The sequence below is a fragment of the Terrisporobacter sp. genome, from assembly GCF_017888745.1.
Classification (GTDB): domain Bacteria; phylum Bacillota; class Clostridia; order Peptostreptococcales; family Peptostreptococcaceae; genus Terrisporobacter.
The window spans coordinates 1-22,578 of record NZ_JAGHFM010000073.1; the positions used below are offsets into that span (position 1 = coordinate 1).

General features: G+C 30.4%; 20 protein-coding genes, 1 pseudogene, 1 riboswitch and 1 other annotated feature. Of the genes and pseudogenes, 4 read left to right on the top strand and 17 right to left on the bottom strand.

All coding sequences use genetic code 11. The features are described from left to right. The 14 genes and pseudogenes from J7G74_RS03435 to J7G74_RS03500 form a co-directional block, all read right to left on the bottom strand. The coding region (locus J7G74_RS03435; protein WP_297131996.1) for a hypothetical protein at positions 1-190 on the bottom strand (190 nt) is incomplete at its 3' end. Positions 191-219: 29 nt separating this feature from the next. Further along, complete coding sequence (gene msrA, locus J7G74_RS03440) at positions 220-1,143, bottom strand: peptide-methionine (S)-S-oxide reductase MsrA (protein WP_297131998.1); 924 nt, start codon at positions 1,141-1,143, stop codon at positions 220-222. Between the two features lie 401 nt (positions 1,144-1,544). Then, positions 1,545-2,966, bottom strand: a pseudogene (pyk, locus tag J7G74_RS03445) (pyruvate kinase); the annotation flags it as partial. 238 nt (positions 2,967-3,204) lie between these two features. Next, on the bottom strand, positions 3,205-4,497 hold the full coding sequence (gene eno, locus J7G74_RS03450; RefSeq protein ID WP_297132000.1) for a phosphopyruvate hydratase: 1,293 nt from the start codon (positions 4,495-4,497) through the stop codon (positions 3,205-3,207). Positions 4,498-4,758: 261 nt separating this feature from the next. Next, a complete protein-coding gene (gpmI, locus tag J7G74_RS03455) occupies positions 4,759-6,288 on the bottom strand; it encodes a 2,3-bisphosphoglycerate-independent phosphoglycerate mutase (protein ID WP_297132002.1) in 1,530 nt (509 codons plus the stop codon). 4 nt (positions 6,289-6,292) lie between these two features. Continuing rightward, entirely contained in the window at positions 6,293-7,048 is a 756-nt protein-coding gene (gene tpiA / locus J7G74_RS03460; RefSeq protein WP_297132006.1) for a triose-phosphate isomerase, read from the bottom strand. Between the two features lie 37 nt (positions 7,049-7,085). After that, positions 7,086-8,288: a phosphoglycerate kinase gene (locus J7G74_RS03465; RefSeq protein ID WP_297132008.1), complete on the bottom strand. Its 1,203-nt coding sequence runs from the start codon at positions 8,286-8,288 to the stop codon at positions 7,086-7,088. A 133-nt stretch (positions 8,289-8,421) separates the two neighbouring features. Beyond that, complete coding sequence (gap, locus tag J7G74_RS03470; protein ID WP_297132010.1) at positions 8,422-9,429, bottom strand: type I glyceraldehyde-3-phosphate dehydrogenase; 1,008 nt, start codon at positions 9,427-9,429, stop codon at positions 8,422-8,424. Between the two features lie 52 nt (positions 9,430-9,481). Continuing rightward, positions 9,482-10,513: a sugar-binding transcriptional regulator gene (locus J7G74_RS03475; RefSeq protein WP_297132012.1), complete on the bottom strand. Its 1,032-nt coding sequence runs from the start codon at positions 10,511-10,513 to the stop codon at positions 9,482-9,484. A gap of 399 nt (positions 10,514-10,912) precedes the next feature. Continuing rightward, on the bottom strand, positions 10,913-11,797 hold the full coding sequence (hslO, locus tag J7G74_RS03480) for an Hsp33 family molecular chaperone HslO (protein ID WP_297132014.1): 885 nt from the start codon (positions 11,795-11,797) through the stop codon (positions 10,913-10,915). A 21-nt stretch (positions 11,798-11,818) separates the two neighbouring features. Then, on the bottom strand, positions 11,819-12,565 hold the full coding sequence (locus J7G74_RS03485) for a class I SAM-dependent DNA methyltransferase (protein WP_297132016.1): 747 nt from the start codon (positions 12,563-12,565) through the stop codon (positions 11,819-11,821). Then, positions 12,552-12,821 carry a small, acid-soluble spore protein, alpha/beta type gene (locus tag J7G74_RS03490; protein WP_297132018.1) on the bottom strand — a complete coding sequence of 90 codons (270 nt, stop codon included), beginning with the start codon at positions 12,819-12,821 and terminating at the stop codon, positions 12,552-12,554. The genes J7G74_RS03485 and J7G74_RS03490 overlap by 14 nt, the downstream gene beginning before the upstream one ends. 135 nt (positions 12,822-12,956) lie before the next feature. Further along, the gene (locus J7G74_RS03495) at positions 12,957-14,075 is read right to left on the bottom strand and encodes an amidohydrolase (protein ID WP_297132019.1); all 1,119 of its coding nucleotides are present in this window, start codon (positions 14,073-14,075) and stop codon (positions 12,957-12,959) included. A gap of 114 nt (positions 14,076-14,189) precedes the next feature. Continuing rightward, positions 14,190-15,383, bottom strand: a complete 1,194-nt coding sequence (locus J7G74_RS03500) for an L-serine ammonia-lyase, iron-sulfur-dependent, subunit alpha (RefSeq protein ID WP_297132021.1) — start codon at positions 15,381-15,383, stop codon at positions 14,190-14,192. Between the two features lie 252 nt (positions 15,384-15,635). After that, positions 15,636-15,807: riboswitch (Lysine riboswitch) on the top strand. 132 nt (positions 15,808-15,939) lie between these two features. Between J7G74_RS03500 and J7G74_RS03505 the strand changes: the two genes are divergently transcribed. The 4 genes from J7G74_RS03505 to dapD all read left to right on the top strand — a co-directional run bounded on the left by J7G74_RS03505 (position 15,940) and on the right by dapD (position 19,395). Then, the gene (locus tag J7G74_RS03505; RefSeq protein ID WP_297132023.1) at positions 15,940-16,938 is read left to right on the top strand and encodes an aspartate-semialdehyde dehydrogenase; all 999 of its coding nucleotides are present in this window, start codon (positions 15,940-15,942) and stop codon (positions 16,936-16,938) included. Between the two features lie 62 nt (positions 16,939-17,000). Then, positions 17,001-17,909, top strand: a complete 909-nt coding sequence (gene dapA, locus J7G74_RS03510; RefSeq protein ID WP_297132025.1) for a 4-hydroxy-tetrahydrodipicolinate synthase — start codon at positions 17,001-17,003, stop codon at positions 17,907-17,909. A gap of 14 nt (positions 17,910-17,923) precedes the next feature. Continuing rightward, positions 17,924-18,667 carry a 4-hydroxy-tetrahydrodipicolinate reductase gene (gene dapB / locus J7G74_RS03515; RefSeq protein WP_297132027.1) on the top strand — a complete coding sequence of 248 codons (744 nt, stop codon included), beginning with the start codon at positions 17,924-17,926 and terminating at the stop codon, positions 18,665-18,667. A 14-nt stretch (positions 18,668-18,681) separates the two neighbouring features. After that, positions 18,682-19,395 (top strand): 2,3,4,5-tetrahydropyridine-2,6-dicarboxylate N-acetyltransferase, encoded by a 714-nt coding sequence (gene dapD / locus J7G74_RS03520; RefSeq protein ID WP_297132030.1) that lies wholly within the window; start codon positions 18,682-18,684, stop codon positions 19,393-19,395. Between the two features lie 125 nt (positions 19,396-19,520). Here dapD and J7G74_RS03525 read toward each other — a convergent pair whose 3' ends face one another. The 3 genes from J7G74_RS03525 to trpS all read right to left on the bottom strand — a co-directional run bounded on the left by J7G74_RS03525 (position 19,521) and on the right by trpS (position 21,907). Beyond that, positions 19,521-20,213, bottom strand: a complete 693-nt coding sequence (locus J7G74_RS03525; RefSeq protein ID WP_297132032.1) for an LrgB family protein — start codon at positions 20,211-20,213, stop codon at positions 19,521-19,523. A 25-nt stretch (positions 20,214-20,238) separates the two neighbouring features. Further along, positions 20,239-20,634 (bottom strand): CidA/LrgA family protein, encoded by a 396-nt coding sequence (locus tag J7G74_RS03530; protein WP_297132034.1) that lies wholly within the window; start codon positions 20,632-20,634, stop codon positions 20,239-20,241. A 253-nt stretch (positions 20,635-20,887) separates the two neighbouring features. Beyond that, complete coding sequence (gene trpS / locus J7G74_RS03535) at positions 20,888-21,907, bottom strand: tryptophan--tRNA ligase (RefSeq protein WP_297132036.1); 1,020 nt, start codon at positions 21,905-21,907, stop codon at positions 20,888-20,890. Between the two features lie 206 nt (positions 21,908-22,113). Further along, positions 22,114-22,359, bottom strand: a binding site (T-box leader). Positions 22,360-22,578 lie beyond the last annotated feature (219 nt).

A 22,578-nucleotide genomic window follows, 5' to 3' on the forward strand; every position in this document is an offset into this window, starting at 1 on the left:
ATATATTTAGTGTAGTCATTACTAATGTCACTGATAAAGACATTATGGTGCTATCTCTCATGCTCATATTATTAGGATAGTATCCTGTAATACAAAATGTAACTACACTTAATAAAACAGGCACTATCCAATTACGATTTCTATTTAATTGTTGTCTTGAAATTTCCTTAATACTTCTTCTATCTATCATAGTATTATCCTCCTACTATAATAGTTTTTCTATAAATACTTTAAATATTCTTCGTACCCTTCTTCTTTCATTTTATCTTTAGATATAAATTTAAGCGCTGCCGAATTTATACAAAATCTAAGTCCACCTAATTCTTCCGGTCCATCATCAAATACATGACCTAAGTGAGATCCACTTTTTCCACCTACTACTTCTACCCTAGTCATATTATGAGAATAATCTTCTTTAAAACCTAATACACCTTTTTCAGCTGGCTTAGCAAAACTTGGCCATCCACATCCAGAATCAAATTTATCCTTTGAAGTAAATAAAACTTCACCACTTACTATATCAACATAAATCCCTTCTTCAAAATTATTATAATATTCATTTCTAAAAGGTGGCTCAGTCTTTGAATTTTGAGTTACTTCATATTGCATAGGTGTAAGGTTTTTCTTAGCCCACATCTTGTTAATATGTTTAGCTCTTCCAGAACCACGGAAATATCTGTCATAGTGAACAGGATTCTTTTTATAGTAATATTGATGATATTCCTCTGCTTCATAAAAAGGTGCTGCTTTTAAAATTTCAGTAACTATAGGTTTATCATAAAGTCCACTTTTATCTAACTCTTCTTTGGATTTTTCTGCCTCTATTCTTTGCCCTTCATCATGATAAAAAATTACAGTCTTATAGTGATGACCTAAATCTGCAAATTGACCTCCCACTTGAGTTGGATCAATAACACTCCAATATATATCTAACAGTTCTTTGTAGCTTATAACTTCATCATCAAAGGTAATTTGTATAGCTTCAATATGTCCTGTTAAATCAGTACATACTTCTTCATATGTAGGATTTTCTGTATAACCACCTGTATATCCAGATATTACAGATTCCACCCCTTCATATTCATCAAAAGGCTTAACCATACACCAAAAACATCCTCCAGCAAATGTAGCTAATTTTTTCATATATAAGCACTCCTTAATTTTAAAATTCTAAGTTTATTACTTGTTTATTATTATAATTATTTTATTCCCTAAAAAACTTAAAATAATCTAATAGTTAATTTAATAAAAAATTCGCTTCGATTAAGCCACTGCGTGGGCGCTCCACTTCATGCGGCCAACGGCTTCGCCCGTTGCTCAAAATTTATTTTTTACAACTTCTCAAACATATTAATAATGCTTTAACCTAGGATTTTTACATAATTGCAAACTCAATATAATTTCCTTGTATGTAAAAAAATAGACGAACTCTTAAGAGCTCGTCTATCTTATGAAAACTTTTATTTAATATAATATATTATTTTTTAAATTTATAAAATATTATTTTATGTACAAGGTTTAAAATATCCTATAAGTTTTTATTATACTGTTTCTACTTTTATTAAGTTAGTAGTTCCTTTTACACCAACTGGTACACCAGCAGTTATAACTACTAAATCTTCTTTGTTTATATATTCAGCTTCTTGTGCTGATTTTATAGCATTTCCTATAACTTCATCAGTATTTCCAGCATTTGAAGTTAATAATGGTAAAACTCCCCAAGTTAATGATAACTGTCTCATAACTCTTTCATTATCAGTTGTAGCTACTATTGGACAGTCTGGTCTAAATTTAGATACCATTCTTGCAGTGTGACCTGAAGAAGTTGAACTTATTATAGATTTTGCATTTAAGTCCATAGCTGTTGTACAAGTTGCATAACTTATAGCATCTGTTACATTCTTAGCTTTATTAGCCTTGTTTCTTAGTGCTTTATTATAATCTACAGTTTCTTCTGTTCTTTTTGCTATTGAAGCCATTGTTTTTACAGCTTCTACTGGATATTTACCTGCAGCAGTTTCTCCAGATAACATTATTGCATCTGTCCCATCATATATTGCATTTGCAACGTCAGTTACTTCTGCTCTTGTTGGTCTTGGATTTCTTATCATAGAATCAAGCATTTGAGTAGCTGTTATAACTGGTTTACCAGCTTCATTACATTTTTTTATCATTAATTTTTGAACAACTGGTATATCTTCTGTTGGTATTTCAACACCTAAGTCTCCTCTTGCTACCATTATACCATCAGATACAGCTATTATTTCATCTAAATTATCTACACCTTCTTGGTTTTCTATTTTAGATATTATTTTTATTTCATTAGCATTGTTTTCTTCTAATATTTCTCTTATAGCTAATACGTCAGATACTTTTCTTACGAATGACGCAGCTATAAAATCTATTCCTTGACTAATACCAAATTCGATATCACTTCTATCTTTTTCTGTTATAGCTGGTAAATTTACCTTAACTCCCGGAACATTTACCCCTTTATGATTTTTAACTATTCCTGAGTTTTCAACTATACAAACTATGTCGTCACCATTTACCTCTTTAACAGTAAGACCTACTAAACCATCATCTATTAATATAGTATTCCCTGGCTTAACATCGTCTGCTAACCCTTTATAGCTTACAGTACACATTTCTTTATTACCCATAACATCTTTCATTGTTATTGTGAAAGTTTGTCCTTCTTCTAAAAGAACCTCTGGTAATTCAAATTGTCCTGTTCTTATTTCTGGGCCTTTAGTATCTAAAAGTATAGCTGTAGGTTGTCCTAATTCTTCTCTTACTTTTTTAACTAAGTCCATTCTACCTTTATGCTCTTCATGAGAACCATGTGAGAAGTTCATTCTGCACACGTTTAATCCATTCTTAATAAGCTCTCTTAATACTTCTTCACTTTCACTAGCTGGTCCTAAAGTACAAACGATTTTCGTTCTTTTTATATTATTTATCATTATTACTTCTCCCTTATGCATTTATTACACACTTTTTAATTATTTTAGTGTATAATAAATAGTGTTGTTTATTTTATTATGATACATTAAAATTTACTTCAATTAATAAAATTCCTTATATTGGCGTATAGGAATTTTATTATTAAAAAATCCTAGTCAGTAGCTTAAAAATACTACGAATGACTAGGATTTTTTTTATACTACAATTGTTAAGTAATACATTATTAATAATTACAAACTATTTTTTTAAGTTGTAGAAAGATTTTAATCCACAGTATCTAGCTTGTTCTCCAACCATTTCTTCTATTCTTAATAATTGGTTGTATTTAGCAACTCTATCAGTTCTTGATGGAGCACCAGTTTTTATTTGTCCTGCATTTACAGCTACAGCTAAGTCAGCTATAGTAGTATCTTCAGTTTCTCCTGATCTATGAGATATTACTGCAGTATATCCAGCTCTTTTAGCCATTTCTATAGCATCTAAAGTTTCAGTTATAGTTCCTATTTGGTTAACTTTTATTAATATAGAGTTAGCAACACATGCTTCTATACCTCTTTCAAGTCTTTCAGTGTTAGTAACGAATAAATCGTCTCCAACTAATTGGATTTTGTTTCCTAATCTTTCAGTAAGAACTTTCCATCCATCCCAATCTTCTTCATCAAGACCATCTTCTATAGTTATTATTGGGAAATTAGCTGCCCAATCTTCATATAATTCAACCATTTGTTCAGCTGTTAATTCTTTTCCTTCTCCAGCTAAAACATATTTTTTAGTTTCTTTGTTGTACATTTCTGTAGCAGCAACGTCTAATCCTAACATAACGTCTTTTCCTGGCTCATATCCAGCTTTAGCTATAGCATCAACTATTAATTCTAATGCTTCTCTGTTTGATCCTAAGTTTGGAGCGAATCCACCTTCATCACCTACACCACAAGCTAATCCTCTTTCTCCAAGAACTTTCTTTAATGAGTGGAATACTTCTGCACCCATTCTTAAACCTTCTTTGAATGAAGGAGCACCAACTGGTAATATCATGAACTCTTGAACGTCAACGTTGTTATCAGCATGCTCTCCACCATTTAATATGTTCATCATTGGAACTGGTAATTGTTTAGCATTTACTCCACCTATGTATTGGAATAATGGTAATCCTAATTCTTCAGCAGATGCTCTAGCAACAGCCATAGAAACACCTAATATAGCATTAGCTCCTAATTTACCTTTGTTGTGAGTTCCATCTAATTCTATTAATAATGCATCTATAGCAGGTTGGTCAGTTGATTCCATACCTTCTAATTCTTCAGCTATTATGTTGTTTACATTATCAACAGCTGTTTGAGTTCCTTTTCCTAAGTATCTTCCTTTGTCACCATCTCTTAATTCAACAGCTTCGAAAGCTCCTGTAGATGCTCCAGATGGAACTATAGCTCTACCTTCTGCTCCTGATTCTAATACTACTTCAACCTCTACAGTTGGGTTTCCTCTTGAGTCTAATACTTCTCTTGCATATACTGATTCTATTACTGACATTGTATTTCTCCCTTCAATTGTTATTAATTTATGTACTAATTTAAAAATTTTAAATTTAAAATAAGTAATATTTAAACTTATTATACTTATTGATGGGTAAGTTCATAAATTTATTTATTATTATCTTAAATTATTATAAATATAATTTTATCCTAAATTAGTAACCTTTTTATAATTTTCATCTTAATTTTGTTAATAAATTAAGTTAATTTATTATATATTTATAAACTTTCATCTAACTTATTTTGATTAAATAAAAATTTATTTACTTATTAATGAATGACCAGTCATTTCTTCTGGTTTATCTAAATGCATCATATCTAATAAAGTTGGAGCTATATCTGATAATCTACCACCTTCTAATAATTTTGCATTTTTAAATTCTTCTCCTGTTACTATAAATGGTACAGGATTTATTGAGTGTGCTGTTATAACCTTCTTAGTTTCTAAGTCAAACATTGATTCAGCATTTCCATGGTCTGCAGTTATTATTGCACTACCACCTACTGAGTTTAATTTATCTACTAATCTGCCAACACATTCGTCAACAGCTTCAACAGCTTTTGATGCTGCTTCCATAACACCTGTATGACCAACCATATCAGGATTTGCGAAGTTAACAACTATTAAGTCATATTTATCTTCATCTATTTTATCAATTACTTTTTCAACTAATTCTGGTGCAGACATTTCTGGCTGTAAGTCATAAGTTGCAACCTTTGGAGAAGGTATTAATAATCTATCTTCACCTTCGTTTGGTTCTTCTACACCACCGTTGAAGAAGAATGTAACGTGAGCATATTTTTCTGTTTCAGCAGCTCTTAATTGAGTTTTTCCATTCTTAGCTAAGTATTCACCAAGAGTGTTTGTTAATGATGCTGGACAGAATGCTATTTTTACATTAGATATAGTTATATCGTATTCAGTTAAACATACGAAGAATGTATTTACTTGTTGTTTTTCAAATCCAGTAAAGTCTTCACAAACTATTGCTCTAGTTATTTCTCTAGCTCTATCTGGTCTAAAGTTAAAGAATATAACTGAGTCTCCTTCTGATATTTTACCAACAGGTGCATTATCTTTTGTGATAACTGTTGGTAAGACAAACTCATCATTACTTCCTTTTTGATAAGAGCTTTCTACAGCTTCACTAGCAGAAGAAGCAGTCTCACCTTCTCCTTCAACCATAGCCTTATAAGCTTTTTCTACTCTTTCCCATCTCTTATCCCTGTCCATTGCATAATATCTACCGCTTACTGAAGCAAATTCACCACATCCTATGTTAGCCATATATTCTTCTACATCTTTAACATAGTCTATAGCACTTTGTGGATCTGTATCTCTACCATCAGTAAATGCATGAACATAAACTTTTTCAACACCTTGTTCTTTAGCCATTTTGATTAAAGCTTTAAGGTGATCTATATGTGAATGTACTCCACCATCAGATAATAATCCCATGATATGAAGTGCATTTGATTTAGCATTATCCATAGCTTGACTTAAAACTTCATTCGTAAAGAAGTCTCCATCTTCTATTGATTTTGTTATTCTAGTTAAATCTTGATAAACTATTCTTCCTGCACCTATATTAGTATGACCAACCTCAGAGTTACCCATTTGACCATTTGGAAGTCCAACATCAAGACCACTAGCATTTATTAATGTATTTGGATATTCTTTAACTATTTTATCTAGGTTTGGAGTTTTAGCAAGAGCTATTGCATTAGCACTTTCCTCTGCTGAATATCCAAAACCATCCATTATTATTAAAGCTACTGGTTTTTTCATTAAATTATTTCACTCCTTGATAATTTACAAGTGCTATGTAATCAGCTGGTTGTAAAGAAGCTCCACCAACTAATGCACCATCTATATCGCTTTGCCCCATTATTTCTACAACATTTCCTGGCTTAACACTTCCGCCATATTGTATTCTAACATCATTAGCTAATTCTCCATATACAGAAGCAACTACTTCTCTTATGTAAGCTATAACATCGTTAGCTTGTTCTGCTGTAGCAGTTTTTCCTGTTCCTATAGCCCAAATTGGTTCATAAGCTATAACAACTTTTTTAAGGTCTTCTGATTTAACATCTTTTAAACCTGCTATTATTTGTTGTTTAACAACGTCTTTAGTTTTGTCAGTTTCTCTTTCTTCTAATGTCTCCCCACAGCAAAGTATTGGATCTATTCCAACTTCTAAAGCTTTTAATACTTTTTTATTTACAGTTTCATCAGTTTCATTGAAATATTCTCTTCTTTCTGAATGTCCGATTACTACATAGTCTATATCTAATTCTTTAAGCATTAAAGGTGATATTTCTCCTGTAAATGCTCCATTTTCTTCGAAATGCATATTTTGAGCACCAATTTTTACATTAGTACCTTTAGTAGCTTCTTTTAAATCTTTTAATAAAGTAAATGGTGCACATATTACAGCATCTACTGTTTCATCATTTAAATTTCCTTTTATTTCATTAACAAACTCTACTGCTTCTTTTATTGTTTTATGCATTTTCCAGTTTCCTGCAATAATAGGTTTTCTCATTTTTATTCCTCCCTGTGTGAGCTTTTATTTATTTAAATTACTTATTATCTAAAGCAACTATTCCTGGTAATTCTTTACCTTCTAAGAACTCTAATGAAGCCCCTCCACCAGTTGATACGTGAGTCATTTTATCTCCAAATCCTAATTGGTTAACAGCAGCAGCACTATCTCCACCACCAATTACAGTAGTTGCATCTTCTAAATTAGCCATAGCTTTTGCTATTGCTAAAGTTCCTTTTGCGAAAGCTTCAAATTCGAATACACCCATTGGTCCATTCCATACTATTGTTTTAGAGTTGTTTACAACATCTACAAATTTAGCTTCAGATTTAGGTCCTATATCAAGTCCCATGTGACCTGCAGGTATATTTTGATCTTCTGTTACAACAACTTCTGCATCAGCAGCAAATTTAGCAGCTGCTCTTGAATCAACTGGTAATAAGAAGTTTACACCTTTTTCTTTAGCTTTTTCTAACATTTCTTTTGCATAATCTATTTTATCTTCTTCACATAAAGAAGTTCCTATTTCATATCCTTGAGCTTTTAAGAATGTATAAGCCATTCCTCCACCAATTATTATGTTATCAACTTTATCTAATAATTGGTTTATAACTGCTATTTTATCAGATACTTTTGATCCTCCAAGTATAGCTGTGAAAGGTCTTACTGGATTAGCTACTGCCTCACCTAAGAATTTTAATTCTTTTTGGATTAAGTACCCACAAGCTCTTTCTTCTAAAAATTCTCCAGCTCCTACAGTTGAGCAGTGAGCTCTATGAGCAGTACCAAAAGCATCATTTACAAATATATCTGCTAATGAAGCTAATTCTTTAGAGAAGTTTTCTTCATTTTTAGTTTCTTCTTTTCTATATCTAGTATTTTGAAGTAATACTACATCTCCGTTTTGCATTTTTTCTACAGCAGCTCTTGCATTTTCTCCAACAACATTATCATCTGCAGCAAATACAACTTCTTGGTTTAACATTTCAGATAATCTTTTAGCTACTGGCTCTAAAGATAATTCTGGCTTAGCTTCACCTTTTGGTTTACCCATATGTGAGCAAAGTATTACCTTAGCTCCATTTTCTATTAAATATTTTATAGTAGGTAATGCACCATTTAATCTGTTCTCATCAGTTATTTTCCCATCTTGTAATGGAACGTTAAAGTCGCATCTTACTAATACTTTTTTCCCGTTAACATTTATGTTTTCGATTGTTTTTTTGTTTAGCATAGACATAGTACAATCTCCTTTCAGTCAAATTATTCCAATTTTATTATACTCTTTTCATGAATATATTTTAATACTTTTTTATTATTAAAAAAGTCCGGAGCCCGTAGTATAAAACTACAAACCCGGACTTTATATCAAACTATTTAGCTAATTTAGCGAAGTATCCTAAAGTTCTTATTAATTGAGAAGTGTAAGACATTTCATTGTCATACCAAGAAACAACTTTAACTAATTGTTTTCCATCAACTTCCATAACTCTTGTTTGAGTTGCATCAAATAATGAACCGTAGCTTATTCCTATTATGTCAGAAGATACTAAGTATTCTTCAGTGTATCCGAATGATTCGTTTGAAGCAGCTTTCATAGCAGCATTTACTTCTTCAACTGTTACATTTTCTTTTAATGTACAAACTAATTCAGTTAATGAACCAGTTACAACTGGAACTCTTTGAGCAGCTCCATCTAATTTACCTTTTAATTCAGGTATAACTAAACCTATAGCTTTTGCAGCTCCTGTAGTGTTAGGAACTATATTTCCTGCTGCAGCTCTAGCTCTTCTTAAGTCCCCTTTTGGATGAGGGCCATCTAAAGTATTTTGGTCATTTGTATATGCATGTATAGTAGTCATAAGACCTTTTTCTATACCAAATTTGTCATTTAATGTTTTAGCCATTGGTGCTAAACAGTTAGTTGTACAAGAAGCTCCTGATATAACTGTTTCAGATCCGTCTAATGTATCTTCATTTACGTTAAATACTATTGTTTTAACATCTCCAGTTGCTGGTGCAGATACAACAACTTTTTTAGCTCCTGCTTCTAAGTGAAGACCAGCTTTTTCTTGAGAAGTGAAGAATCCAGTACATTCTAATACTATATCTACTCCTAATTCTGCCCATGGTAAGTCTGCTGGGTTTCTTTCAGCTGTAACTTTTATTTTGTGTCCATTTACTACGAAAGCTCCCTCTTCAACAACTATTTCACCGTTGAATCTACCTTGAGCTGAATCGTATTTAAATAAATGAGCTAATGTTTTAGCATCAGTTAAGTCATTGATTGCTACTACTTCAAACTCTTCAGTTTGTTCCATTAATTTTCTTAATGCTAATCTACCTATTCTACCAAATCCATTGATTGCTACTTTAACCATCTTTGATATACCTCCTATATGGCTTAATTTGATTTTATTTGTACTAGTTAAGCTAGTTAACTGCAATGAGTTCAAGAATACGTTTTGCACTCTCTTCATCTGTTACAAGTGCTATATTCTTGTTTACTTTGGAAATTGCAATAAAAGCTTCTGCTTTTTTTCTCCCCGCAAATACAGCAATGGTTTCTCTTTTTCTTTTAAAGGTTTCCATATCTACTCCCACTGTATTTAACTTATGTACAATTTCCCCTTTTTTATTAAAGAAATGTCCAAATGCTTCACCAACAGCTTCTTTGTCCATTATCTCTTTTGCTTTTTCATCTGATAATTTTCTTCTTTTTACCATCTCGTCAGCTCTACCAATTCCAAATACTAATATATCTGCGTTTTGTATTAACTCTAATGTATTTTTTATTTGTGGCTCTTGAGTAAGAGTTTTTATTGACTCTTCTCCTAACTCGTCTGGTATGTTTAATAATTTATAATTAGAATGAATATTCTTACTAACTTCTGCTACTACGTTGTTTGATTGTGTCTCAATATCAATACCAACACTTCCTCTTGCTGGAACTACCATCGTAGAGCTATATTTTTTATCACACTTTATTGCTTTTGCAAATTCAAGCATAGTGCTTCCACCAGCAATTGAAACTATATCATTTTCCTTAAGTACACTTAAAAAATACTTTGAGGCTTGTTTTCCAACATCTTTTAGCAAACTATTATTTTTTTCATAACTACCTGGTATTAATATAACATTCTTTATACCTAAAGTTTTTTTAACTTCTTCTTGAAGGGCTTTCAATCCAATTACATCATTCATAGCTTCTCTTAGCTGTTGTAATAAATCTCTTCCTTCATCAGTTATAGTCATTCCTTTTAAGTTTACATCTATAAGACCTTGTTGCTTTAAAAGTTCTGTTTCAGATCTTATTACTCTTTCTCCATTTTGTAAAGATGTAGCTAGTGCTCTTCTTCCTATTGGACCACTTAAAGATATCTCTCTTAAAATCAAATATCTTTTTGTCATACTTTCAACAACTTCAGGAACTAACTTTTGCTGAATTTTTAATAAATTTTTCATGATAATATCCTCTTGATTAAAAATCTAATAGGACACTTTTTGTCCCTTATATTAATTTTATGTCCCACAAGATAATTTTATTTTACTCTACTGAAAACCATTTTTCAAGTAGTTTTTTTGTAAATTATACGTTAATTTTTTAACCTTAGTGAAATACACAGTCTGAACTATTCAATTTATTTTTTCCCCATTTTATATAAAAAATTCACTTCGCTCATGTCGCCAACGAGATGCCTTCATTAACACTTCAGGCAACTCCGTTGTTTAAATTTATAAGTTAGGATTATAAATTATCAACAATTTAGATAATTTATAATCTCTTAAAATATAAAAAAACAGAGATCCATACTACAAATTATTTGTAGTAAGAATCTCTGTTATCCACATTTTATATTAAGATTACATATTATCTAATATTTCTCTTAATTCTTCTTCTGTATAGTGGTAATTACTATTGCAGAAGTGACAGCTTATTTCAGCTTGTTTATCTTCTTCTATTATTTCTGTTAAGGTCTTTTTCCCTAGAGATATTAAAACTTTTTGTATTCTATCTTTAGAGCAATTGCAATCAAATTTAACTTCACATATATCTAATATTTTAGGATCTAAACCGTCTAATACTATGTTTAACATATCGTCTGGAGTCATTCCTTCACTTAGCATTGTAGTTACTGATTTTAATTTAGATACATTTTTTTCTAATGTTGATATAGTTTCTTCTGTAGCATCAGGCATTAACTGAACTATTATACCTCCTGCTTGTTCTACTTCAGTTTCTTTAGTAAGAACTCCTAAAGATACTACTGATGGAGTTTGCTCTGATAAAGCAAAATAATGAGTAAAATCTTCTGCTATTTCCCCACTTACTAATGGATATGATCCTATATAAGGCTCTCTAAGTCCTAAGTCTTTAATTACTTTTACATATCCATCTTTACCAACAGCTCCTGCAACATTTAACTTTCCATTTGGATAGTTTGGCACTTCTATACCGTTTAAATCAGGATATTGAACATATCCTTTTACATTTCCTTTTGAGTCAGCAGTTGTAAGTATAGTACCTATTGGTCCTCCACCTTTTATGATTACACTCAATTCATCTTTTTCATTTTTCATCATTAAGCCCATCATACATGTAGCTGTTAAAGTTCTTCCTAAAGCTGCTGTTGCAACTTTTATAGTGTTATGATTATCTCTAGCTTGTTGAACTAAATTTCTTGTAGTTGCTACATAAGCTCTTACTTGTCCATTACCGCTAGTTGCTTTTATAACGTAATCCTTCATGTTTGTTCCTCCGTCTATTTATTATTTTTTGCACACAAAAAATACTCTTTCACTGTCATCTTTTGGACTCTCTAATTTAAAATCTCCATATGTTTTAATATATTCAAATCCTGCATTTCTTAGTAATTGTATTATTTCTTCATTTTTATAAGCTCTTTGTAAATGATTTTCCTCAAATTTATCAAATTTACCATTTTCATCTCTTACAAAGAAAACTAAATCCATTTCTACTAAATTTTCATAATCATCAAAATAATTTTGCCACATATAGGCTATATCTTCTCTATTTTCTCCGTACATATTGTTACCAAGTACTTGAGATAACTTATAGTAAGAACTTATATCAAATATAAATATTCCATTTTCTTTTAATAGCTCATGACATTTAGAAAATACTCCTTCTAAATCTTCATCATAAGTTATGTAGTTAAATCCATCACACCCACAAAGAATACAATCTAAATTAGTTATTTCAAAATCAAGTTCTGTTATATCTTGTTCTAAAAGAACTAATTCAACATTTTCTTTTTCTGCTTTTTCTCTAGCTACACTTAACATTTCTTCTGATATATCTATTGCAGCTATATCATAATTCTTTTTAGTAAGTGGTATAGTTAAATTACCTGTTCCACATGCTAGTTCTAATATATTTTTTACTTCAACATTTTCACTTTTTATTATATCTTCAATATATTTAACCCAGTTGTCATAATCAACTTCATTCATAAGTTCATCATAGACAAAGGCAAAATCACTATACTGATTCATCCTTTTTATCCTCTTCTTCAGCTTTCTTTTTTAATTGTTTTTTTCTTGATGTAAGGATTCCTCCAATTCTTCCTGCCTCTTTAGCAGTAAGACCTGCCCATCCTTTTTCATCAACCTTATCAAGTAAGCCCAATTCTTGAGCTATCTCATATTTCATTATATCATCATTTGTCAATGGTTTTACTCTCTTTTCATTTTTCTTTCTTTGCTTCTCACATTTATAAATAAATTCTTTTGTTAGCTTATTATTATTCATAAAAAACACCCCTTCTTTCTGTAGTTTTGTCATATAAATAAAAATTTATACAGAAATTCAAGGGGTATATTTCCATTACGATAAATTTTATTCAACAGATTTATTTCAATAAATAGAAATAATATATTCTCTCCACTATGAACAAATAGAATTTTTATACTTTAAGATAGCTTCGTATATCTTTAATCCTTCAATTAATATATCTTCATTAAAATCAAAATTTATATTATGAAGTCCATTTACAAACCCTTTTTCTTCATTTCTAGCACCTAACATAAAGAATATACCTGGAACTTCTTTTTGATAGTAAGAAAAATCTTCTGAAATCATTAATGGATCTGTTTCAATTATTTTTTCTTTACCAACAGCACTTACTAACTCATTAAATAGTTCTTTATCATTATTAACTGCTAAGTATCCATCCTTAACTTCCACGTTAACTTTACAGTTATAAGATATTTCAAACCCATTCGCAAATTTTTTTATACGATTAACCATAGTATCATATACATCTGGATTAAAACATCTCATAGTACCTTCCAATCTTACACTTTCAGCTATAATATTCCTTACACTTCCACCACTTATCTTTCCAATAGTTAATACTGATCCTTCTATAGGATTAATATTTCTTGAAATTATACTTTGAAGACTTGTAACAAACTCTGATGCTATTAATATTGAATCTATTGCATTTTGAGGAATTGCACCATGTCCTCCCTTTCCTATTATATCAATATTTATTTCTCCATTTTGAGCCATTAAATATCCTGGTCTACAAGCTATATATCCTTCTTGAAAATCTGGATGTATATGCAACCCGTAAACTTCATCCACATTGTATTTATTAAATATACCAGCTTCCATAAGACGTTTAGCTCCACCTGTATCTTCCTCTGCTGGTTGGAACACAAACACTATATTATCATTTAATTTTTCTTTATTCCCCACTAAGTATTCAATTAATCCTAATAATATGCTCATATGCCCATCATGACCACATAAATGCTCTGCTCCATTTTTACTTGGTAGTGCATCTATATCTGCCCTAAATGCAATTGTTTTTTTAGGATTTTGCCCCTTTATTATTCCTACTGTAGCTGTTTCTAAATATACTTCGTATTCAACGCCTAATTTATCTAAATAATCTCTAATATACTTAGCTGTATTAAATTCATTATGCGATAATTCAGCTAATTGATGTAAACTCTGTCTATGACCTCTTAATTTTTCATCTAGATAAGATATATTCATACTAAACGTCCCCCCTCTTTTCCATTTTATAGATAATTATAATAGTAAATAAAAAAAAGAGAAACAAAATATTCTGTTTCTCTTTTATATATTAATATCTAATTTATTTTAAAATTAGCAAGTGAAGAATAATTTAGCTATTCCACCTTTTGATGTTTCTCTATACTTGTCCATCATATCTCTACCAGTTTCGTCCATTATTTCAACTATTTGGTCAAATGTTACATGATGTTCACCATTAGTTAATAATGCATAGTTAGCAGCATCAAATGCTCTTTGAGCACCCATTGCATTTCTTTCTATACATGGTATTTGAACATATCCATAAGCTGGGTCACAAGTCATTCCTAAGTGATGCTCTAATCCTATTTCAGCAGCATACTCTATTTGTCTTAAGCTTCCACCTTTTAAGAATGCTATCGCTGCCGCAGCCATTGCACAAGCAACACCTACTTCACCTTGACATCCAACTTCTGCACCTGATACAGAACCATTTTTCTTAACTACTATACCTATTAATCCTGCTACAGCTAAAGCATCTAATATTTGTTCATCACTATATCCTTCATATTCTTTAAGTGCGAATAATATTCCTGGTATAACACCTGCTGATCCACAAGTAGGAGCAGTAACTATAACATAACCAGATGCATTTTGCTCTGAAGCAGCTAAAGCATATGAATATATTAAAGTATTTAATTGTTTATTTTTTTCATATTGTTCATGGAAAAATTTGGCTTTTCTTTGTAAGTTTAATTTACCTGGTATAACTTCTGTAGCTGCTAAACCTTCTTCTACAGATCTTTGCATTGCATCCTTTATAGTTCCTAAGTAATCCATTATATCTTGATCATCATAAGTTTTAACATAGTCTACGAAGTTTTTGTTGTTTTGTTCACACCAAGTTATTATTTCTTCTAATGTAGAATGAGGATAAGTAGCGTTTTCACCGCTGTTTCTCATTCCTTCTTCAGCTATTGTACCTCCACCTACTGAGTAGATTGTCCAATCGCCAATTACATTTTTATTTTCATCTAAAGCTTCAAGCATCATTCCATTTGGATGATATTCTTTAACAATATCTTCTCTCCAAACGATTTCAACTTCTTTAGGTTCTAAAGTTTTCTTTATTATATAGTCAGTTAAGTGACCTTCTCCTGTTGCAGCTAAGCTTCCATATAAATGTGCTCTGTAGCTTGCAGCTTCTGGATATTTATTTTTAAATTGATCAGCCGCTCTTTGAGGACCCATTGTATGTGAGCTTGATGGTCCATTACCAACTTTGTATAGTTCTTTTAGTGATTCCATGTTATTCCTCCTTGGGATGTGTTTATTTCTTTTAGTTCAATTATACATTCTTAACAAAAATTATTTAAGATTAAATTTAATTTTATTTAAAACTAAAAAAATTTAGTTTTATATATTTAAAATCATACATAAAAATATAATACCGAAGTTTCTAAAAAAAATCTAGGGATAATTCAAGGTAATTTTTTACATTTTTTATTGATTTTTCTTTTCTTTTATACTACTATTTATAATAATTTAAAAACTATCTTAACCTAGGGTAGAGGTGCAATAATTATTAGTATTTGAAAGTAGTCGGCAGATGTTAATACTCAAAAAAAGGAATTATTGCCGAAAAGAAAATTTTGGCGGAAATTTTCTTTGGGGTTATACATAATATGTATAACACTGTCACTTATAATTTAAGTGGTGAGCTACAAGGTTTACTTTGATATGCATGCTACACGTACAAAGTACTCCTTTGTGCGTTTTTTTATACATCTATTCAAAAGCTCTCCCTTAAATCTTCTCTATGTTATTAATTTTAAATTTAAAATATATTATGGGGTGATTGAAAATGAAAAAAGTTAACGTAGCATTAGTTGGGGCTACAGGAATGGTTGGAAGAACCTTCATAAAAATTTTAGAAGAAAGACAATTTCCTATAGATAATATTTATCTATTCTCTTCTGCAAAGTCTGCTGGTACAACAGTAGACTTTGCTGGCAAAAAAATTATTGTTGAAGAACTTAACGAAAATTCTTTTGATAGAAATATACAAATAGCTCTATTCTCAGCTGGAGGATCTGTAAGTAAAAAATTTGCTCCAATAGCTGCTTCTAAAGGAGTTATTGTTGTTGACAATTCCAGCCAATGGAGAATGGACCCTAATGTTCCATTAGTTGTCCCCGAAGTAAATCCTGAATCAGTAAAAAATCATAAGGGTATAATTGCTAATCCTAACTGCTCTACTATTCAAGCTATGGTTCCTCTTAAACCTTTGCATGATAAATATGGTTTAAAAAGAGTTATTTACTCAACATATCAGGCAGTTTCAGGTTCTGGTGTAAAAGGTGTTCAAGATTTAGAAGATGGTGTTTTAGGTAAACCTAATAAATTCTACCCTCACCCAATAGCATTTAATTGTCTTCCTCATATCGATGTTTTTGAGGAAAATGGATATACAAAAGAAGAAATGAAAATGGTAAATGAAACCAAGAAAATTTTAGACGACGATAATATAAAGGTTACTGCAACTACTGTAAGAGTTCCAGTAAGGGGTGCTCATAGTGAATCAATTAATTTGGAGTTTAATAGGCCATTCAAGTTAGAAGATATCTTTACTGAGTTAAAAAATACTGAAGGTGTAGCTATAGTTGATAATCCTTCTAAAAATGAATATCCACTTGCTATAGATGCTGAAGGACATGATGAAGTTTATGTTGGAAGGATAAGAAGAGATTTTAGCGTTGATAATGGAATCAACATGTGGGTTGTTGCTGATAATATTCGAAAAGGCGCTGCAACAAACGCTGTTCAAATAGCAGAATTATTATTGAAATATGATTTAGTATAAAGTTTAATATTAATAAATAATAATTAATAGTAGTTAAATTTAAAATGAAGGGGAGATTTTAGATGATATTTAAAGGTTCTGCAGTTGCTTTAATTACACCATTTGATGAAAATGGAAAAGTTAATTTTGAAAAAATAAGTGAATTAGTAGAATATCACATAGAAAACGGAACTGACGCTATAGTCGCTTGTGGTACTACAGGAGAAGCTAGTACATTAAGTGATGAAGAGCAGCTAGAAACTATAAAATATATTGTTAAAAAAGTAAATAAAAGGATACCTGTAATAGCCGGTACTGGTGGAAATAATACTAAACACTCTATTGAGTTAAGTAAAAAAGCTGAAGAATATGGGGCAGATGCACTTTTAATAATAAGCCCTTATTATAATAAAGCAAATAAGTCAGGTTTAAGAAAGCACTTTGTTGCAATAGCTGAAAGTGTAAACTTACCAATAATCTTATACAATGTTCCTTCTCGTACAGGAGTTAATATACCTCCTTCTTTAGTTGCCGACTTAGCAAGAAATGTTAAAAATATAGTTGCAATTAAAGAAGCTTGTGGAGATTTAGCTCAAGTTACAGAGATTTGTAGATTAGTTCCAGAAGGCTTCGCTGTATATTCTGGTAATGATGATTCTATACTTCCTTTATTATCTGTTGGCGGAGCTGGTGTTATATCAGTCCTTGCTAATGTGTGTCCAAAAGAAACACATGATTTAGTAACAAAGTTCCTTGAAGGAGATATAGAAGTTTCTAGAAAATTACAATTAGGTATGAAAGCTTTAATAGATGCTTTATTTATAGAGGTAAATCCAGTTCCAGTAAAAACTGCTATGAATTTATTAGGATTTGAAGTAGGAGAGCTAAGACTTCCTCTAGCTGAAATGCAAGAAAATAATATTGAAGTTTTAAAACAAGAATTAATAAACTGGGGGTTTGAATTAAAAGGATCAACTAGTTTAGAATTTTAGTTGTGGGAGGAAATATGATAAGAGTTATTATAAATGGATATAGTGGTAAAATGGGAATGGTTTTGACTAAATGTGTCAATGAAGATGAAGATCTTCAATTAGTTTGTGGTGTATCAAAGGATGAAATAAGTGTTCCTTTTAAAACCTATACTAAAATGAGTGATATTAAAGATAAAGCCGATATAATAATAGATTTCTCTCATCACTCTGCTATAGAAGATGTATTAAATTATGCTACTACTACAAAAACACCTTTAGTAATAGCTACAACAGGGTTTAACGAAGAAGAATTAAATAAAATACAAGAATCTTCTAAAATTATACCTATATTCCATTCATCTAATATGTCATTAGGTGTAAATGTATTAGTTAAATTAGTTAAAGAAGCTGTTAAAATGCTTAATGGCTTTGACATAGAAATAATAGAAAAACATCATAATTTAAAACTAGATTCACCAAGTGGTACTGCTGTTATGATTGCCAATGGAGTTAAGGAAGTTCTTCCTAATACTGAATTTATATATGGAAGACATGGTCGTTCTGATAAAAGAACTAATAATGAAGTTGGCATACATGCTGTAAGAGGCGGAACTATTGTTGGTGAACACACTACTATTTTCGCAGGCCACGATGAAATAGTTGAGCTAAAACATACAGCTCAATCTAAAGATATATTTGCAAAAGGGTCTATAGCTGCTGCTAAATACTTAATAAATAAAGAACCTGGATACTATAATATGGATAATATGCTAGACTAATTTGGAGGATGACAATGATTAACTTAAACGATGCTTACGAAATAGCAAAATATATAAAATGTGCTGAAAAACAAACACCTGTTAAAGTTTACGTATCAGGTGATATAAAAATTGAAAAAAACGATAGATATAAAGTCTTTGGGAGTAATGGAAATTATACTTTAATTGGAGACCATAAAGAAATAATGAATGACTTAGAAGAATTAAAATCTACTATAGACGATATTCATGTGGAATATGACAGAAGAAATTCTGCTATACCTCTTTATAATTTTTTACATGAAGATGCTAGAATCGAACCAGGTTGCATAATAAGAGATATGGTTACTATTGATAAAAACGCCGTTATAATGATGGGTGCTGTTATAAATATAGGTGCTGTTGTTGGTGAAGGCTCTATGGTTGATATGAATGCAGTAATAGGTGCTAGAGGTACATTAGGTAAAAACGTTCACCTTGGTGCTGGCGCTGTTGTTGCTGGTGTTTTAGAGCCACCATCTGCTTCTCCTGTTATAATAGAAGATGATGTTATGATTGGAGCTAATTCAGTAATACTAGAAGGTGTTAGGGTAGGAAAAGGAGCTGTTATTGCTGCTGGTTCTGTTGTAACTAAAGACGTAGAGCCAGGTGTAGTAGTTGCTGGTTCTCCTGCTAAAGTAATAAAATTAAAAGATGAAAAAACTGCTGATAAAACAAAATTAATGGAAGATTTAAGAAATTTAGACTAAATATTTTAGGCAGTTGAAAATTATACTTTATGTAAAAAGGTCATAAAATCTAATTTCATATATCTAAAAAAGGAGCTATATGTATCACGATACATATAGCTCCTTTGTGCATTTTAATTTTTATTTTAACCTATTAAATTTACCAATATAGGAACTAACAACACAGTCATTACCCCACAAATACCTATAGATAAACTAGACATAGCCCCTTCTACTTCTCCCATTTCTAAAGCTTTACTTGTCCCCATAGCATGAGATGCTGTTCCAATGGCAATACCCTTAGCAACTGGACTTTTTATTCTTGCTAATCTTAATATTGGTTCTCCTAGTATATTTCCGAATATTCCTGCAATCATTATGCATACTACAGTTATAGACTCTACTCCTCCTAAAGCATTTACTAAAGATATACCCATAGGTGTAGTTATAGATTTAGGCAATATAGAATATAATATATGACTGCTAGTTGAAGTAAATTTGCATATAACAACAACTGCCACAAAAGAAGTAATTACTCCTACTACGATTCCTATTAGTATTTCTTTGAAGTTATTTTTAAATAATTCAAACTGTCTATAAAGAGGAACTGCAAGTACTACCGTAACAGGCCCCAACATAAAGTTTATTATATCCGCACCTATTTTAAAGTTTTCATAAGGTAAATTAGTAGCTTTTAAAAATAATATAATAAGTATTACACTAATTAACAGTGCATTAAAGATAGGCTTTTTTATTTTATTCTGTATCGATACACTTATATAATAAAATATAAAAATTGTAATCAGTCCAAATAACTGTGTATTTAATATTTTGTCCATTTCTTCCCTCCTATTCTAACTATAATTAAGCTAATTTTTCCTCATTAGATATACTTTTTTCATTCTTAGATATTTTTTTATTAATCATAAAATCTACAGTCTTACCTGTTGCAACCATTATGATTATAGTAGCAACCGTTCCAGTTAGTATTAATATTAGTATATTCTCTTTAATTAATCCTAAAGATTCTATAAGTGATACACCTGCTGGTATAAAAAATATCACCATATTGTTAAGTAAAAAATCTGATACATCTTTAATCGTTTCTTCTTTTATAATCTTAAATTGTAAAAGTAAAAATAGTATTATCATTCCTATTATAGTTCCAGGAATATTTATAATACTATTAAATAGAGAGCTAATTATTTCTCCACTAGCCCAAATTCCTAGTATTATTCCTAATTGATTAAATATTTTCATAAAACCTTCCTTTTACTATGATTTTTATTTTAAAATTTATATAAACATTAAAATTCCAAATTTATATAAAAACAATATATAAAATTATACATCATATGACTTAATATATAAATATCTTATGGTTAATATTATAAAAATACATTTCTTCCTTATTTTCAATAACTTTTCACATAATTTAAATTATATAACGCATAAAAAGGTGTTATCTTAAAATGATTTCACTCATCAAAAAGACAACACCTTTGTTATATTCTTATAATCCTTTAAAATATTCTATTCCCATAGCGTCTCTTACTTCTTTTAAAGTTTGAGCAGCTACTTTTCTAGCATTTTCGCTACCTTTTCTTAATACTTCATATAAATATTCTTTATTTTCTTCTAATTCTTTTCTTCTCGCTCTTATTGGTGCTAACTCTTCCTCAAGTACATCAATCAACAATCTCTTAAGTTTTACATCTCCAAGTCCACCTCTTCTATAGTGAGCTTTTAGTTCTTCTAAATGCTCTTTATCCTTATAGAAGGCATCTAAATAAGTGAATACTGTATTATTTTCTACACATCCTGGATCTTCAACTCTTATATGGTTAGGGTCTGTATACATGCTCATTACTTTCTTTTTAACTGTTTCTGCATCATCACTTAAGTATATAGCATTTCCTAAAGATTTACTCATTTTAGCCTTACCATCAATTCCTGGCATTCTTCCTTCTACACCTTCTGGATACATTCCTTCTGGCTCAACTAAAACTTCTCCATAAGTATTATTGAAACTTCTTACAATTTCTCTAGTTTGTTCTATCATTGGTTTTTGATCGTTACCTACTGGAACTAAATCAGCTTTAAAAGCAGTTATATCAGCTGCTTGACTTACTGGATAAACAAAAAATCCTGCTGGTATACCTTCTCCAAATCCTTTTTGCTTTATCTCATCCTTAACTGTAGGGTTTCTGTTAAGTCTAGCTACTGTAACTAAATTTAAATAATACGCTGTAAGCTCTGATAGTTCTGGTATTTGTGATTGTATAAATATATTAGTTTTTTCCGGATCTAATCCTACTGATAAATAGTCTAGCGTTACTTCCATTACACTATCTATTATTTTTTGTGGATCTTTTGCATTATCAGTTAATGCTTGTTGATCTGCTATCATTACAAACATATCGTATAATCCTGAGTTTTGTAAAGCTACTCTGTTTTTTAAAGAACCTGTATAATGACCTAAATGAAGTTTCCCTGTTGGTCTATCACCAGTTAATATTATTTTTTTGCTCATTTCTTATCTCCTTCTAATATTTTTAATTAAATTTATATTATTTCCATATAATAAAAAATTCCCTTCGCTTAAGCCACCGCGTGGGCGCTCCAATTCATGTCGCCAACGACTGCGTCCGTTGCTCAAGTAACAAAGTTGGAAATTATATGTTATCTACAAATCAGATAACATATAATTTCCTTACAATTAAAAAACTCCGTCCTAAATAATAGGACGGAGTATAATATCCGCGTTGCCACCTAAATTGTGTATTATAAATACACCTCTTAATATTGGTACTATCATACCTCAATTGCTGTAACGTGCAACCCACGGTAAAGTCTACTATCTGAATGATTTCAATTTACTCCTAAAAGGCCCATTCATTAAATCTTTCTTGTTGATATTCCACCATCATCAACTCTCTATCTTGAACCTAAATTTAATTACTCTTCCTTTATCATTGGATTTATTATATAGTTTATATTTTTATCTTATTATTTTTTTATTTAAATGTCAATAAATAAGCATATTATATAGTATTAATAAATATTACCACTAGTTACAATAAAAATTCTCTTTATGTAATTTTTATTTTGACTTCATATTACCTAAACATAATACACTCTAGCAAACTATATAATTAAATATTTTTATAAAAAGTATCTTATTGAATGTATTTTTAGTATTTG